General features: G+C 71.6%; 10 protein-coding genes and 1 tRNA gene. 9 read left to right on the top strand and 2 right to left on the bottom strand.

All coding sequences use genetic code 11. From position 1 onward, the window contains the following. The first annotated feature begins 5 nt into the window (after nucleotides 1-5). Genes M8I34_RS30610 through M8I34_RS30580 form a run of 7 tightly spaced genes read left to right on the top strand, consistent with a single transcriptional unit; the run spans nucleotide 6 to nucleotide 7,846 of the window. Entirely contained in the window at nucleotides 6-908 is a 903-nt protein-coding gene (locus tag M8I34_RS30610; protein WP_250054903.1) for a sterol desaturase family protein, read from the top strand. Between the two features lie 15 nt (nucleotides 909-923). Then, nucleotides 924-1,943, top strand: a complete 1,020-nt coding sequence (locus M8I34_RS30605) for an isocitrate lyase/phosphoenolpyruvate mutase family protein (RefSeq protein ID WP_250054901.1) — start codon at nucleotides 924-926, stop codon at nucleotides 1,941-1,943. Then, a complete protein-coding gene (aepY, locus tag M8I34_RS30600) occupies nucleotides 1,940-3,076 on the top strand; it encodes a phosphonopyruvate decarboxylase (RefSeq protein ID WP_250054899.1) in 1,137 nt (378 codons plus the stop codon). The genes M8I34_RS30605 and aepY overlap by 4 nt, the downstream gene beginning before the upstream one ends. Continuing rightward, a complete protein-coding gene (locus M8I34_RS30595) occupies nucleotides 3,073-4,218 on the top strand; it encodes a 2-aminoethylphosphonate aminotransferase (RefSeq protein WP_250054897.1) in 1,146 nt (381 codons plus the stop codon). The genes aepY and M8I34_RS30595 overlap by 4 nt, the downstream gene beginning before the upstream one ends. Continuing rightward, nucleotides 4,215-6,503: an FAD/NAD(P)-binding protein gene (locus M8I34_RS30590; RefSeq protein WP_250054895.1), complete on the top strand. Its 2,289-nt coding sequence runs from the start codon at nucleotides 4,215-4,217 to the stop codon at nucleotides 6,501-6,503. The genes M8I34_RS30595 and M8I34_RS30590 overlap by 4 nt, the downstream gene beginning before the upstream one ends. Further along, nucleotides 6,491-7,069, top strand: coding sequence for a hypothetical protein (locus tag M8I34_RS30585; RefSeq protein WP_250054893.1), 579 nt, complete (start codon nucleotides 6,491-6,493; stop codon nucleotides 7,067-7,069). The genes M8I34_RS30590 and M8I34_RS30585 overlap by 13 nt, the downstream gene beginning before the upstream one ends. Before the next feature lie 15 nt (nucleotides 7,070-7,084). Beyond that, the gene (locus tag M8I34_RS30580; RefSeq protein ID WP_250054890.1) at nucleotides 7,085-7,846 is read left to right on the top strand and encodes an SDR family NAD(P)-dependent oxidoreductase; all 762 of its coding nucleotides are present in this window, start codon (nucleotides 7,085-7,087) and stop codon (nucleotides 7,844-7,846) included. Between the two features lie 6 nt (nucleotides 7,847-7,852). Here the strand turns inward: M8I34_RS30580 and M8I34_RS30575 are convergent, their stop codons facing one another. Both M8I34_RS30575 and M8I34_RS30570 read right to left on the bottom strand, forming a co-directional pair. Continuing rightward, a complete protein-coding gene (locus M8I34_RS30575; RefSeq protein WP_284050983.1) occupies nucleotides 7,853-9,241 on the bottom strand; it encodes a family 1 glycosylhydrolase in 1,389 nt (462 codons plus the stop codon). Between the two features lie 1,435 nt (nucleotides 9,242-10,676). Then, nucleotides 10,677-10,758, bottom strand: a tRNA-Leu gene (locus M8I34_RS30570). 472 nt (nucleotides 10,759-11,230) lie between these two features. Between M8I34_RS30570 and M8I34_RS30565 the strand changes: the two genes are divergently transcribed. Then, nucleotides 11,231-12,043 carry an ABC transporter ATP-binding protein gene (locus M8I34_RS30565; protein ID WP_250054886.1) on the top strand — a complete coding sequence of 271 codons (813 nt, stop codon included), beginning with the start codon at nucleotides 11,231-11,233 and terminating at the stop codon, nucleotides 12,041-12,043. A 50-nt stretch (nucleotides 12,044-12,093) separates the two neighbouring features. Then, nucleotides 12,094-14,649 carry an ABC transporter permease gene (locus M8I34_RS30560; protein ID WP_250054884.1) on the top strand — a complete coding sequence of 852 codons (2,556 nt, stop codon included), beginning with the start codon at nucleotides 12,094-12,096 and terminating at the stop codon, nucleotides 14,647-14,649. The last annotated feature ends 46 nt before the right edge of the window (nucleotides 14,650-14,695 follow it).

Raw genomic sequence — 14,695 nt, 5'->3', positions numbered from 1 at the left:
AATACGTGCTGTCACAGATCCTCGACCGTCTCAGAGATCCGATCGTCTTCGCCCTCCCCGCCGTCGGCCTGCTGGTCGCCATCGAGATGCTGGCCCTGCGCTTCGGTGACGACAAGGACGCCAAGGGCTTCGACGCCCGCGACACCCGCGCCAGCGTGCTGACCGGGCTGGGCGCGCTGGTGGTGTCCACCCTGCTGCGCGCCGCCGCGCTCGGGCTCTACGCGGTGGTCTATACGTACCTCGCCCCGTTCCATCTGCCGGCCGACGCCTGGTGGACCTGGGTGGTGCTCTTCTTCGGCGTCGAATTCCTGCTGTACTGGTATCACCGTTCTGCCCATATGATCCGGATCATCTGGGCCGGTCACCAAGTCCACCATTCCAGCGAGTACTTCAATACCTCGACCGCGCTGCGGCGCAAGTGGGCGCAGTGGTTCGAAAAGCTCGTCTGGCTTCCGCTGCCGCTGCTGGGTGTGCCACCGGTGCTGGTCTTCACCATGCACTCCTTCCACCTGATCTACGGGCTGTTCGCCCACACCGAAAAGGTCGGAAGGCTGCCGCGCCCGCTGGAATTCCTTTTCGTGACGCCGTCGCACCACCGTGTCCACCACGGCACGGAACCGGAGTATCTCGACAAGAACTTCGGCAGCATCCTCATCATCTGGGACCGGATGTTCGGCACCTTCCAGCCGGAGGGCCGACGCCCCACCTACGGGCTGACGAAGCAGATCAACACCTACAGCATCTGGAAGATCCAGGTGCATGAATTCGCCACCATGGCCCGGGAGGTACGCGGCGCCGACACCTGGCGGCACCGCCTGGGATATCTCTTCGGCCGGCCGGGCTGGCGCCCGGAATCCGAAAGGCAGCAGGACACTTCACCGGCACTTCCGGCACACGCACAGAGCTGAGCAGAGGGGAATTCCGTGGACCACCTCCACAGCACACATCGCGAGCCCTCGGCCCGGCCCGCCCCGCGTCATGGCGCGGCACAACTGCGCGCCCTTTTCGACGCCCCCGGCACCGTGCGCATCGCCGGCGCCCACAACCCGCTGGGCGCCCGTCTGGCGGAACGCGCGGGGTTCGACGGCATCTGGTCGAGCGGTCTGGAGATCTCGGCGTCCCAGGGCCTGCCCGACGCGGACATCCTGACCATGACCGAACTCCTGGGCGTCGCCGGGTCGATGGCGTCCGCGGTCGGCGTGCCCGTGGTCGCCGACTGCGACGCCGGATACGGCAACGCCAACAATGTCATGCACATGGTCCGACGCTACGAAGCGGCCGGTATCGCCGCCGTCACCATCGAGGACAAGCGCTTCCCCAAGGTCAACAGCTTCATTCCGGGCCGTCAGGAGCTGGCGTCCGTACCGGAGTTCTGCGGCCGGATCGAAGCCGCCAAGGACGCCCAGCGCGACCCCGACTTCATGGTGATCGCCCGGATCGAGGCCCTGATCGCCGGCTGGGACCTGGACGAGGCGCTCCGCCGGGGCGAGGCCTACGCCGCGGCCGGTGCCGACGCGGTCCTCATCCACGCCAAGTCCGGCTCCCCGCAGCCGGTGCTGGACTTCCTCCAGCGGTGGCACCTCCCCCAGCCGGTGGTCGTGGTGCCCACCACGTACCACACCATCTCGGCCGGTGAACTGGGCGCGGCCGGCGCCAAGATGGTTGTCTACGCCAACCACGGGCTGCGGGCCGGGATCCAGGCCGTCAGCCAGACCTTCGAGACGATCCTCAAGGACGGCCGCACCACCGCGATCGAGGACCACATCGCCCCGCTGAAGACCGTCTTCGACCTCCAGGGCATGGACGAGTTCACGGAGAACGAGAAGCGGTTCGTCCGCGGCGGGACACCGGAGACGCCTCCGGCCCCCGCCCCCGAGCGCGACGACGAGCCGGCGGAGCACGCCCGCCCGGTCCCCGTGCTGACCGGAGGGGACGCCCCGTGACCGCCGCGCCCGCCCTGCCCCGCACGCTCGACCCGGCCGTCATCGTCCGCACGTTCCGCGAGGCGGGCCTGGGCCCCTTCAGCGGGGTGCCCTGCTCGTTCCTCGGGCCGGTGATCAGCTGCCTCCAGCAGGAACACCCGGCGGACTACCTCACCACCGCCAACGAGGGCGAGGCCGTGGCCATCGCCGCCGGCGCCCGGCTGGCCGGCCGGCTGCCCGTCGTCATCCTCCAGAACTCCGGCCTGGGCAACGCGGTCAACCCGCTCACCTCGCTGTGCCACACCCTGCGGCTCCCCGTCCTGCTGCTGATCACCTGGCGCGGCCGCCCCGGCTCCCCCGACGAGCCGCAGCACGAGCTGATGGGACGGATCACGCCCGGTCTGCTCACCGCGATGGAGATCCGCCATGAGGTGCTGCCCGCAGAGCAGGCCGCCCTCGCGGAACGGCTCGGTGTCGCCGTGGACCATATGCGCAGCACCGGGCTGCCGTACGCGTTCGTGGTGCCCAAGGGCCTCGTGGCGCCGTACGAGGGGCCCGACGCCCGGCCCGCGCCGCGGCCGGAGCGGATGCTGCGCACCGAGGCGATCGCGGAGGTGATGCGCGCCGTCTGCGCCCGCACACCGGTGATCGCCACCACCGGCAAGACGGCCCGCGAGCTGGAGCGCGACTGGGACCGTCCGGAGAATCTGTATGTCGTCGGCTCGATGGGCTGCGCCTCCAGCGTGGCCCTCGGGGTCGCCCTGCATGCGTCGGCCCGGCAGGTCGTGGTGCTGGACGGCGACGGTGCGGCGCTGATGCGGATGGAGGCGCTGGCCACCATCGGCCGGGCCGGTCCGGCCGGTCTGGTGCATGTGCTGCTCGACAACGAGGCCTACGACTCGACCGGTACCCAGCCGACCGGGTCCGCCGCCACCGACTTCGCCGCCGTCGCCGCGGCCTGCGGCTACCGCTCGACGGCCGACGTGGACGACGCCGCGGGGCTGCGCGCCGCCCTCGCCGAGGCCCGGCCGGGCGCCACGGGACCCCGGCTGATCAGGGTCCGTATCGCGCCCGGCTCCGATCCGCGGCTGGGCCGCCCCGCACTGAGTCCTCCCGTGTCCGCCGCCCGCTTCCAGGAGGCGATCGCCCCGTGACCACCGACGAGCAGCCGCAGCGGCTGGTGCTGATGAACCCGGGCCCGGTCGTCACCGACGCCCGTGTCAGGTCCGCGCTCTCGGGGCCCGACATGTGCCATCGCGAGCGGGACTTCGCCGCGCTGATGACCCGCGTACGGTCCAAGGTCACCCGGATCTCGGGCGGCGGCGCGGACCATACCGCCGTGGTCCTGACCGGTTCGGGGACCTCCGCCGTGGAGGCCGCGATCGTCTCGGCGGTCCCGGCGCACGGCGGCCTGCTGGTCCTGGACAACGGCCACTACGGGCACCGTTTGCACGAGATCGCCACGCCGTACGGCATCCGGTCCCGGCGGCTGGAGTTCGGCTGGGGCACCCCGCTCGGCCTCGGCGCGGTGGAGCGCGCGCTGCGGGACGACCCCCGTCTCACCCACGTGGGCGTGGTGCATCACGAGACCAGCACCGGGATGCTCAATGATGTCGCGGCCGTCGCGGCGCTCGCGCACCGTCACGGCCGGGAGGTCGTGGTGGACGCGGTCAGCAGCGTCGGCTGCGAGCCGCTCTCGCTGGAGCGGGACGGGATCGACTGGCTCGCGGGATCGGCCAACAAGTGCCTGGAGGGCGCACCCGGCCTGTCCTTCGTGTGTGCGCGCAGGGACGCCTTCGTCGCGCTGGCCACCGGGCCCCGCCGCACCCACTACCTCGACCTCCACCGGCACTTCACGGCCCAGGAGAAGGCCGGGGCACCGGCCTTCACACCGGCCGTACCGGCCTTCCACGCCTTCGACATCGCCCTCGACCTGGCACTGGCGGAAGGCGTGGAAGGCCGGCGGGCCCGCTACGACGCCCTGGCCGGCCGGCTGCGCGAGGGCCTGGCGCGGCTCGGCCTGCGACTGCTGCTGCCCGCTGGACAACGGGCCGTGGGGCTGACCGCCGTCCGCCTTCCCGACGAGGTCGGCTTCGACGCCCTGCACTCCGCACTCAGGGCCGAGGGGTTCGTCATCTACGCCGCCCAGGAGCAGCTGGCCCAGGGCTTCTTCCGGCTGTCCACGATGGGACAGCTGACCGGGGACGACATCGAGCGCTTCCTCGCCACGCTCGCCCGTCTGCTGCCCCGGCTCACGGCAACGCCGTCCGCGGGCGCCACCGGAGCGGCCCGATGAACGACCGCCCCGCACCCACCGCGCGGCGTGCGCCGTTCCGTCTGGCGATCGTCGGGGGCGGCCCGCGCGCCACCTACGTCCTGGAGCGCCTCTCGGCGGACGCCGCGGGGCCGGGCCGGGAAGGCCGGCTGGAGGTGCGGGTCTACGAGCGGACCGGTGAGTTCGGCGCCGGCCAGGCCCACAGCCCCACCCAGCCCGCCACCAGCTTCCTCAACCGGATCGCCGGCCAGGTGAGCTTCGCGGCGGACGAGTCGATGCCCGGCGCGGGCCCGCTGCGGCCGCGGGCCGGGCGCCCCACGCTGCACGAGTGGTGCCGGCGGCGGTTCGCCGAGACCGGTGAGCCGGACTTCGATCTCGGCCCCGAGGACTGGCCGAAGCGCTACGTCCACGGGCTCGCCCTCCAGGACAGCTTCACGGCCTACGTACGCGAACTGCGGGCCCACGGCGTGCCGGTGCACCTCTGCCCCGATGAAGTGGTGGACGTGTCCCGGCAGGACGAGGGCTTCGATCTCCGTACGGCGGCCGGGCAGCGCCACCGCGCCGACCATGTCCTGCTCGTCACCGGGCACGGGCCGCACGACCCCGAGCGGTCCCCGGCCGGCCGCGAGCGCGCCGCGTTCGCCCGGCGCACCCGCTCCACGTACCTCCCGTCCGCCTACCCCCTCGCCACCACGCTCTCCCCCGCGGTCACCGGGCCCGGCACGGTCGTGGGCTGCGCCGGGATGGGGCTGACGGCGATCGATGTCGTCCTGCACCTCACCGAGGGGCGGGGCGGCAGGTTCGTCCCCGATGCCCGGCACGGGCTGCGCTATGTCCCCAGCGGCCGGGAGCCGTCGTCCATTGTGGCCTTCAGCGACGCCGGGATGTTCACCTTCGCCCGTCCGCACCACACGAAGGAACAGGGCGCCGAACCGGGCGCCGGCATACGGGAGCACCAGGGCGTCTTCTTCACCCGCGAGGCCGTCGACCGGCTCCGCACGAGCGTCGGGACGGCCCCGGCCGGGACGGCCCCGGCCGGGACGGCCCCCGCCGGGACGGCCCCCGCCGCTGCGGCGCCCGCCCAGCTCGACTTCGACCGCGACGTGCTGCCGCTGGTCGTCCTGGAGATGGCCCAGCTGCACTACGCCACGCTGTTCCGGCCCGCCGTGCGCTTCCTGGCGGAGCGTTCCGCCGCGGTCTGGCGTGACTTCCTCGACGGCACCTGCACCGCGGCGGGTCCGCCGGACGCCCCCGAACGGCTGCTGGGCCCGCTGCGGGCCGCGGTGGACGAGATCGGCGCCGTGCTGGAGCGCGTACTGGCCGGCAAGGAGGCACCGGCCACGGCCGCTGCCCGGGTGCGGGAGTGGCCGGTCGGGGCGACCCTCGCCCACTGGACGGGTGTCGTCTTCGGCGACGACGCCCGGGAACGGCTGCGGGAGGCGGGCAACGACCCGGCCGCCCTCCAGCGCGCCGCCGCGGCCTGGCGCTCCCCCTGGCGGCTCGACGAGAGCCCGACCGGAAACCGCTTCAGCTGGCACCGCACGATCGCTCCGGTCCCGCGGTCCGCGTACGCCACGCCCGGCCAGTACCGGGCGGCCCTGCTCCGGGCCATGGCCACCGACCGCGTCTGGGCGCGGCAGGGCAATACCGCCAACCCCCACAAGGCGGCGGCCGACGGCGTCTGGCGCGATCTGCGGTCCGTCCTGTCCTACGCGGTCGACGACGCCGGACTGACCGCGTCGTCGCACCGCGCCTTCCTCGCCCGGCACACCCGGCATCACAACCGGCTGGCGAACGGGGCCGCCGTCGAGGTGATGACCCGGATCGAGGCGCTCGCCCGGCACGGGCTGCTCGATCTGACGACCGGCCCGGGAGCGACCGTGGAAACGGACGACACCGAGGGGAGGTTCCGCGTCACGGGACCGGCGACGGGCGCGGTGCACCTGGTGGACACCCTGGTGGACGCCCGTATCCATCCCTTCGATCCGCGGCTGGACTCCGCTCCGCTGTTCCGCCGGCTGACGGAGCGCGGGCTGGTACGGCTGTGGCGCAACGAGTCCGCCGACGGCACGTCCTTCGAGCCGGGAGGTCTCGATCTGACCGCCGGGTTCCATCCGGTAGGTGCCGACGGCGCGGCCGAGCCCGGCCTCACGGTCCTGGGTCCGGCCGCGGAGGGCCGCCGCTCCTTCCTGCTCTCCGCCCTGCGGCCGGACCGCGACCACTACGTCATGCGCGACGTCATCAACTGGCTGGACGAATTCCGGGAACTGACTGCTCACCAGGAGGAGCGCGAATGCGGACGTTGACCTGTGACCCGGTGCTGCACTGCGACGACATCATGGTCGTCTTCGAGGGCAAGGACCGGCTGATCCTCCACCGGGGCGAGGGCGGGCCGTGGCGGGTCCGCGCCCTGTGGCCGGAGCCGGCCGACGTCCGGGCGCTGCACGCCCACCTCGGCGAGGGCCGCCCCCTCCTCGTCGTCCTGGACGGCGAGCCGCCCGTCGTCCCCCTGCTCCCCGAGGAGTGCGCCGGTGCGGCCTGGGGCCCGGACCTCGCGGGGGTCAGCACGGACGACGGGGAGCTGGTCGAGTTCCGCATCCCCCGGCTGGACTGGCTGCCGGCCGCGCTCCGCAGCCGGGGACTGGACCACCTCCAGGAGTGCGAGCGGCTGCTCGCCCACTACCCGCACCCGCTGCTGCCGCCGCTGCTGGTCGCTCCGCCGCGGAGCGACGCCCCGCACGTCCGCTTCGCCTACCGCACCGGCAGCGCCGCGATCTCCGCCTCGCACATGGCCAAGACCGCCTCCTACCTCTTCGGCGATCCGGAAGAAGCCGCCGATGTCCCCTGCCCGCCCGTCCCCACCCACCGCTGAACAGAGGAGCGACACATGACGGACACCACGGAGAGCCCGACCGCGGGCACCACGGACGGCGCCCGGACCGTCGCGGTCACCGGAAGCGGGCGCGGTCTCGGCCTGCTCATCGTCAAGGCACTGCTCGACGGCGGGTCCCGGGTGCTCGCCAACTACCGCACGCCCACGGACGAACTGACGGCGCTGCACGAGAGCCACCCCGGCCGGCTGCATCTGTGCCAGGGCGATATCGGCGAGGAGTCAGCGGCCGAGGCGCTGGTCGCCGCCGCGCGCGGGCTGGGCCGGCTGGACGCGGTGATCCACAACGCCGCGATCATCCGTGACCAGCCCCTGGTCACCATGCCCGTGGCCGACTGGGACGCGGTCCAGCGGGTCAATCTGCGAGGCAGCTTCCTGGTGACCAAGCACGCCCTGCGGCTGATGATGCGTCAGCGCTACGGCCGCATGGTCTATGTCTCCTCCGGTTCCGCCGTCCTCGGCAATGCGGGCCAGGCCGCCTACGCGGCGAGCAAGGGAGGCCTGCTGGGCCTGTCCAACACCGTGGCGCAGGAGTACGCGCGCTACCGCGTCCGCTCCGTCGTCCTGGCCCCCGGCCTGCTCGACACCGGTCAGGGTGCCGAGCTCGGCGAGGACCTGCGGACGCAGAAGGCCGGGCGGTCCCTGCTCGGTGCCGGCCGGGGGGAGGACATGGCCGCCACCGCCGCCTTCCTGGCCTCCGCGCAGGCGGACTACATCAACGCGACCCTGATCCGCGCCGATGGCGGCGTGGCCTACTGACGCCCCTCACGGGACCTGGACACCTGGAGCGAGATCCTGCGCACGCGACCCGGCCTCGAACCGGCACACCCACTGCTGCGGAATCTCCGGCCTGACGTGGCCGGGGCCGCCGGCGGGCACGCCGCCCGAGTACAGGCGCGCATAGCGCTGCTTCCAGTCGGCGTTGTCGAAGACCGACCAGTATTCGTAGCCGCGGACGTCGACCCCGGACTCCATGATGCGGTGCAGCCAGGAGAGCTTCGCGGCGAGCAGCGAGCGGCGCCGGTCGTCATCGGGCCGGCCGCGGTCGTCGACGACTTCCTGGTCCTGGAGCCCGTGGTCGGTGACGTACAGCGCGGGCAGCAGAGTGCCGTAGAGCTCATGGAGGCCGGCCAGTCCGTCCGCCAGGGACTCCGGGAATATCGACCAGCCGTAGGAGGTCGTCTCCAGGTCCGGGAACGGCACCACCGCGAAGTCGAGCCGGGACAGCAGACGGTTGAGGTCCCGCAGGGCGTCGAAGGACGCCAGCTGGTCGGACATGTCGGCGAGGTTCTCGGGCCCGGTGACACAGTGCGGGGCATGCCAGGAGACGCCCAGGAAGTCCTGCGGGGTCGCGATGATCTCCATGTCCCCGGGCCGGACACAGCCCAGATCCCCGATCGGGGAGTGGCCGGTTTCCGTCGTGAGATGTTCGCCGAAGAAGAGGGGGTCGAGGAAGAAGCGGTTTCCCCAGAACTCCATGCGTTCGGCGGCCTGTCGGTCCCAGGGGTCGTCCGCCGCGGGGTAGGCCGCCACCAGCGAGGTGGTCAGCCCTGCCGGGCCGGTCGCACCCGCGGCGCGCAGTGCCCGCAGGGCCAGGCCGTGCCCCAGCAGCGCATGGTGAACGGCCGACAGCCCCTGCGGGCCGGCCCCCCGCTCCGTGGAGAACATCCCCGCCACCCGGTCGGCGAGCGTCGGAGCGGCGATGTCGTTGACGGTGACCCAGCGCGCGACGCGGTCCCCGAAGCGCCGCCCCATCTCGCCCGCGTAGTCGGCGAACCGCTGAGCGGCGTCCCGGACCAGCCATCCTCCCGCCGCGTCCAGCCAGCCGGGCAGGTCCATGTGCACCAAGTTCGCGCAGGGCTGCACGCCTTGGGCGAGCAGGGTGTCCAGGACCCGGTCGCAGCGGTCGAGCGCCGCGCGGTCCCAGGTACCGGGGCCCTCGGGCTGGAGGGCCGGCCAGCCGAGCGAGAGCCGCTGAGAGGTGGGTTCCGCGCCGGTCACCTGCCGGACGTCCGCCGCCCACCGTTCGAATCGCGGAGATCTCCGCACGGCCGTGTCAGGGTGGTCCAGGCCGGCCGCGCTCCGTTGAGTGGCGCCGCCCCATACAAGTCGGTCGAGTCCCGCGAGCTGACATCGATCGCGCGTATCCGTCATCTCTACCCCCGTTTACTTCCTTGGGCACGCCACCGACGTGCGCCAAAGGGATCCCGGGGACACCTGGCCGAAACCTCGACGCCGCGTCCGTGCGGCGCTGCTTTCTTCGCCCCCCGACGAGATCCCACCATCCGGGATCATCGTCGCATCCAAGAAACACGTCAAGCGAGCGGCCCGAGTTGAGGCGAACCCGAGACTGGGAAAGTTGAATTCGAGACGATCTCGCGCGCGAAGATACCCGGCCGCCCCCGGATTCCTCGACCGAATTACCCGCACAGTAATGAGACGATAAAGGGTTGTGCGGCTCCGCTTGTTTATATGCAACGTTGTTCCGAAACCCGCGGGCCCACGGGCGGACGAAGCCCCCTCGAAGGCCGGGAACCCGCACCTCCGCACGTCGTCGCCAGGCATGGACCGCGCGGCGATCACGGCTGATCGGCGGGCCGCGAGGCACGGGCGGGGGCCGGGCCGCGGCCCTGGATCCGTCCGCTGAGCGGACGGCACACACACCTCACCGACGCGGCACCCCGGGACTCCGCTTCAGCAGGCCCGGATCACCGATCCGCGGGCCGACGCCGCACCCCGCGACATATTCTCCGCGCCATCCGGCGACATACTTCCGGCAACCGGAAAGTGCGCCGGCTCACCCCGGTAGGTACCGCCGCACCCCCGCGCACTCATGACGATTCCCGGCACTTTCCTTTCGCGCCGCGGAACTCCCGAAAGCCGGGCGCGTTCATGAGAATTCCCCCGCGCCCGGCGGAAGGGACGCACACCGGAAAACCGGAAAAGCCCGGTGCGCTCCGCCGAAGGTTCCACCCCGCCGCAACCTGCTCCCGTACGCGGCCGCACTCGGGGCCGGCCGCCCCTCCCGCCCGGAACCCGGCGCGAAGAAGACGAACGCGCTCACGGGCAACAGAACAAGCGCGACCCTTTCCCGCCCCGACCGGCGGACGGCGCCGGACGGAAGTACGCGGCGCCGCGCCAGCCGCCCGCACCGAAGGAAGAAAAATCCAATATTCAAGTTACTTCGGGTATGCGTCACGGGTACGTCCTTCGATGACCGTGCGCGGCATCCGCCGCGTCACGAAGATGCCGAAGCAACTGCGCCCCGCCGAACATCTCTTCGGCGGCCCGTGGTCCACGACCGTCAGAAACTCCCGAAGCACGCGGCGGCGTTCTCGACTTGACGCCCTCTCAACCGGCCGGCTGGCTTCGTCCGCGCTCCCGGCAGGCAGGCCAGGCGCTTCCCAGGTGCCGTCATCGCGGCACTTCACTTGGTAATCACTGATATTTCCGGCACGGCTTTTCCGCCCGCGGACCCGCGCCTGCGCACCATCAAAGGCTCATGCGTTCGCGGCGTGTTCCCGCGGGCGGCATGAGCCTCGGCTCTATATGGTTGTTTGTTCAAGGTCTCAAAGCTGCGGCTGCGCAGTGCCCGGAGCCGGACTTGAACCGGCACGGCCCGTAGGCCAGCGAGGTTTAAGCTCGCCGTGTCTGCATTCCACCATCCGGGCCTGGGTTCCCCCATGCCACCCCAAAGAGGCAGCACGAGCGTAGCCCGCAGCGCACGACACAGATCGGCCGCTCTTCCCGAGGTTGTCTTATTTTATTGGCAACTGAGGGTGCATCAGTGACCGGTACAGGCCTTGGGCACATGCCTGAAGCCCCCCTTCGTCATGACGCGCCCGCGCACAATTCCGTGCCCGAATTGACGGAAACTCGACGCCTCCTCAACGCCCCCCGTCACCCCGACGGGCACGCCCGTCCGACTACTGCGGACGCGGCAGCGCCCTCAGGGGCCGTCTCCTCCCCAGGGATGACCGCGCGCGGCACGGCTACCTCCCAGGTGTGGCCGAGGACGGGCACAGGGGTTGACGTCCACGCCCCCCGCGCTGCCCCACGATGGAAAGCGTCTGCATCCCCCCGCGACAGCCGCCCTCGTGGCCCTCGCCGTCCGGTCCCTCGTCCCGACAGGAGCCCCTTCCCGTGACCACCACCCACTCCGGCGTCTCCACCGCCACCCGCGCCACCGCGGCGGCCGCCCGCGCCACCGACCTCACCAAGGTCTACGGCCAGGGCGAGACCCAGGTGGTCGCCCTGGACGCGGTCTCCGTCGCCTTCCACCAGGCCCAGTTCACGGCGATCATGGGCCCCTCCGGGTCCGGCAAGTCGACGCTGATGCACTGCATGGCCGGACTGGACGCGATCTCCGGCGGCTCCGCCACGATCGGCGACATCGAACTGACCGGGCTGAAGGACAAGAAGCTCACCCAGCTCCGGCGCGACAGGATCGGCTTCATCTTCCAGGCGTTCAACCTGCTGCCGACGCTGAACGCCCTGGAGAACATCACCCTGCCCATGGACATCGCCGGCCGTAAGCCCGACCGCGCCTGGCTGGACCGCGTCGTGGAGACCGTCGGGCTGTCCGACCGCCTCAAGCACCGCCCCGCCCAGCTCTCCGGCGGCCAGCAGCAGCGCGTCGCGGTCGCCCGCGCGCTGGCCTCCCGGCCCGAGATCATCTTCGCCGACGAGCCCACCGGAAACCTCGACTCGCGCTCCGGCGCCGAGGTCCTCGGCTTCCTGCGCAACTCCGTGCGCGAACTGGGCCAGACCGTGGTGATGGTGACCCACGACCCGGTCGCCGCCGCCTACGCGGACCGGGTGGTCTTCCTCGCCGACGGCCGGATCGTCGACGACATGCCCGACCCGACCGCCGACATGGTGCTGGAGCGGATGCGGCACCTCTCCGGGGGTTCCGCCCGCACCCCCGGCCCCGGTGCCCAGGGCCGTACGACCTGACCAGCAGCCGCCACCCTCACTTCGGACCACTCCTCCAGGACTGAACCACCATGTTCCGTACCGCCTTGCGCAATGTGCTTGCGCACAAGGCCCGGCTGCTGATGACCGTCCTCGCCGTGATGCTCGGCGTGGCCTTCGTCTCCGGCACCCTGGTCTTCACCTCGACCATCTCCGACGCCTTCCGCACCAGCTCCCAGAAGAGCTTCGACCACGTCGATGTCGCCTTGACGCCACCGTCGCCCGACGGGCCCGGCACCCGGGCCAAGGACCCCCGGCTCGACGGCAAGACGCTCGACACCGTGTCCCGTCTCCCCGGCGCCGCCTCCGTCACCGGCACCGTCGACGGCTTCACCGGGATCGGCGACAAGGACGGCAAGCTGATCGGCTCGGGCGAGAGCCGCGGCAGCAACTACTTCCCCGGCAAGGACGGCAAGGACGCCCGCTACCCGCTGAAGCAGGGCACGGCCCCCACCGGCGCGGACCAGTTCGCGCTGGACGCGGGCACCGCCGCGAAGGGCGGCTACCACGTCGGCGACACCGTCCGGATATCCGCCGACGGACCGGTCCGGCAGCAGAAGCTGACCGGCATCTTCACCACCGACGACGGCCGGGTCGCCGCCGGCGGCTCGCTGGCCCTGTTCGACACCCGGACCGCGCAGCAGCTGTTCGGACTGTCCGGCGGATACAGCCAGATCGACGTCGAAGCCAAGGCCGGGACGTCCCAGACCGCACTCCAGCAGGCGATCGGCAAGGCGCTGCCCAAGGACAGCGCCACCACCATCACCGGCAAGGAACTCGCCGACCTCGAAGCCAAGGCGATCGACCACGACATGGAGGGCATGAAGACCGCGCTGCTGGCCTTCGCCGCCGTCGCGCTCTTCGTCGGCATCTTCCTCATCGCCAACACCTTCACCATGCTGGTCGCCCAGCGCACCAAGGAGCTGGCACTGATGCGGGCGGTCGGCGCAAGCCGGCGCCAGGTCACCCGCTCGGTGCTGATCGAGGCGTTCTTCGTCGGTGCGATCGCCGGTGTCTCGGGCCTGGCGGCCGGAATCGGCATCGCCGCACTGCTGCGGGAGGTGCTGAACGGCTTCGTCGCGAAGTTCCCCGAGGGGCCGCTGGTGGTCTCGCCCTCCACGGCCGTCGCCGCCCTGGGCATCGGCATCGTCATCACGGTGCTGGCCGCCTGGCTGCCCGCGCGGCGCGGCGCGAAGGTTCCGCCGGTCGCCGCGATGAACAGCGTGCACGCCGTCGCCACCACCAAATCGCTGCTGGTCCGCAACATCCTCGGCGCGCTCGTCGCGGGCATCGGCACGGCCTCGGTCGTCGTCGCCACCTCCGTCTACGAGGGCGACGACACCAGCAAGATCATGCTGGGCGGCGGCGGGATGCTGCTGCTGGTCGGCGTGTTCATCCTGACGCCGCTGCTGTCCCGTCCGCTGATCGCGCTGGCCACCCCCGTCCTGCGCGCCTTCGGCATCTCCGGCCTCCTCGCCCGGCAGAACGCACTGCGCAATCCGCGCCGTACGGCCACCACCGCCTCCGCGCTGATGATCGGGCTGACCCTGATCACCGGCATGACGGTGATCGCGGGCAGCACGCAGAAGGGCATCGACAAGATGGCCGTCGATGCGCTGAAGGCCGACTACACGGTCTCCATGCAGGGCAACACACGGCTGCCCACCACCGCGGAGAAGGCGGTCCGCGACGTGCCCGGCGTCACGGCCCTCACCCCGCTGCGCGCGGGCATGGCGACGATCGGCACCGGCAGCGCCGCCCGGCAGCCGACCGAGCTGACCGGTGTGGACGGCGCACGGTTCGGCTCGCTCGTCCGGCTCGACATCAGCGAGGGGTCGCTCGGCACCCTGCGCGGCGACCGGGTCCTGGTGGACGAGAACACGGCCACCAACAAGGGCTGGCGGGCCGGCTCGCGGCTCCCCGTGACGTTCGAGGACGGCAAGAAGGCCACCCTGACCGTCTCGGGCGTCTACAAGGGCAACGAGATGCTCCACGGCGTCTTCCTGGACAACCGCACCCTGGCTCCGCACCAGAAGGACATCAGCGACAAGCAGCTGCTGGTCAAGATGGCCGGCGGCGCGACCGACGCGCACAAGGACGACCTGATCGAGGCGCTCGGCAAGAACCCGGCGGTCACCGTCGCGGACAAGAAGGACGTCTCGAGCGGCATCGCCTCGATGTTCACCCTGCTGCTGAACATGCTCTACGGTCTGCTGGCCATGGCCGTGATCGTCGCGGTGCTCGGGGTCATCAACACCCTGGCGATGTCGGTCTTCGAACGCTCGCAGGAGATCGGCATGCTGCGGGCGATCGGCCTGGACCGGCGCGGCATCAAGCGGATGGTGCGGCTGGAGTCGCTGGTCATCTCGTTGTTCGGCGGGGTGCTCGGCGTCGGGCTCGGCGTGTTCATGGGCTGGGCGGTCGGTCAGCTGATCGGCGCCCACCTGCCCACCTATGAACTGGTGCTGCCGTGGGCCCGGATGGGCCTCTTCCTCGGCCTGGCCGCGCTCGTCGGCGTACTGGCCGCCCTGTGGCCGGCGTTCCGGGCGGCGAGGCTGAACATGCTGGCCGCCATCAAGGCCGAATAACGCCCCCCGTCTCCGGCCCCCGGCCCGCCCACCCGCTCCGTCACGG

The sequence above is a fragment of the Streptomyces sp. MCA2 genome (assembly GCF_023544705.1).
Lineage (GTDB): Bacteria > Actinomycetota > Actinomycetes > Streptomycetales > Streptomycetaceae > Streptomyces > Streptomyces decoyicus.
Note: the sequence above shows the minus strand (reverse complement) of the source record. Positions and strands in the feature narration are given on the sequence as shown.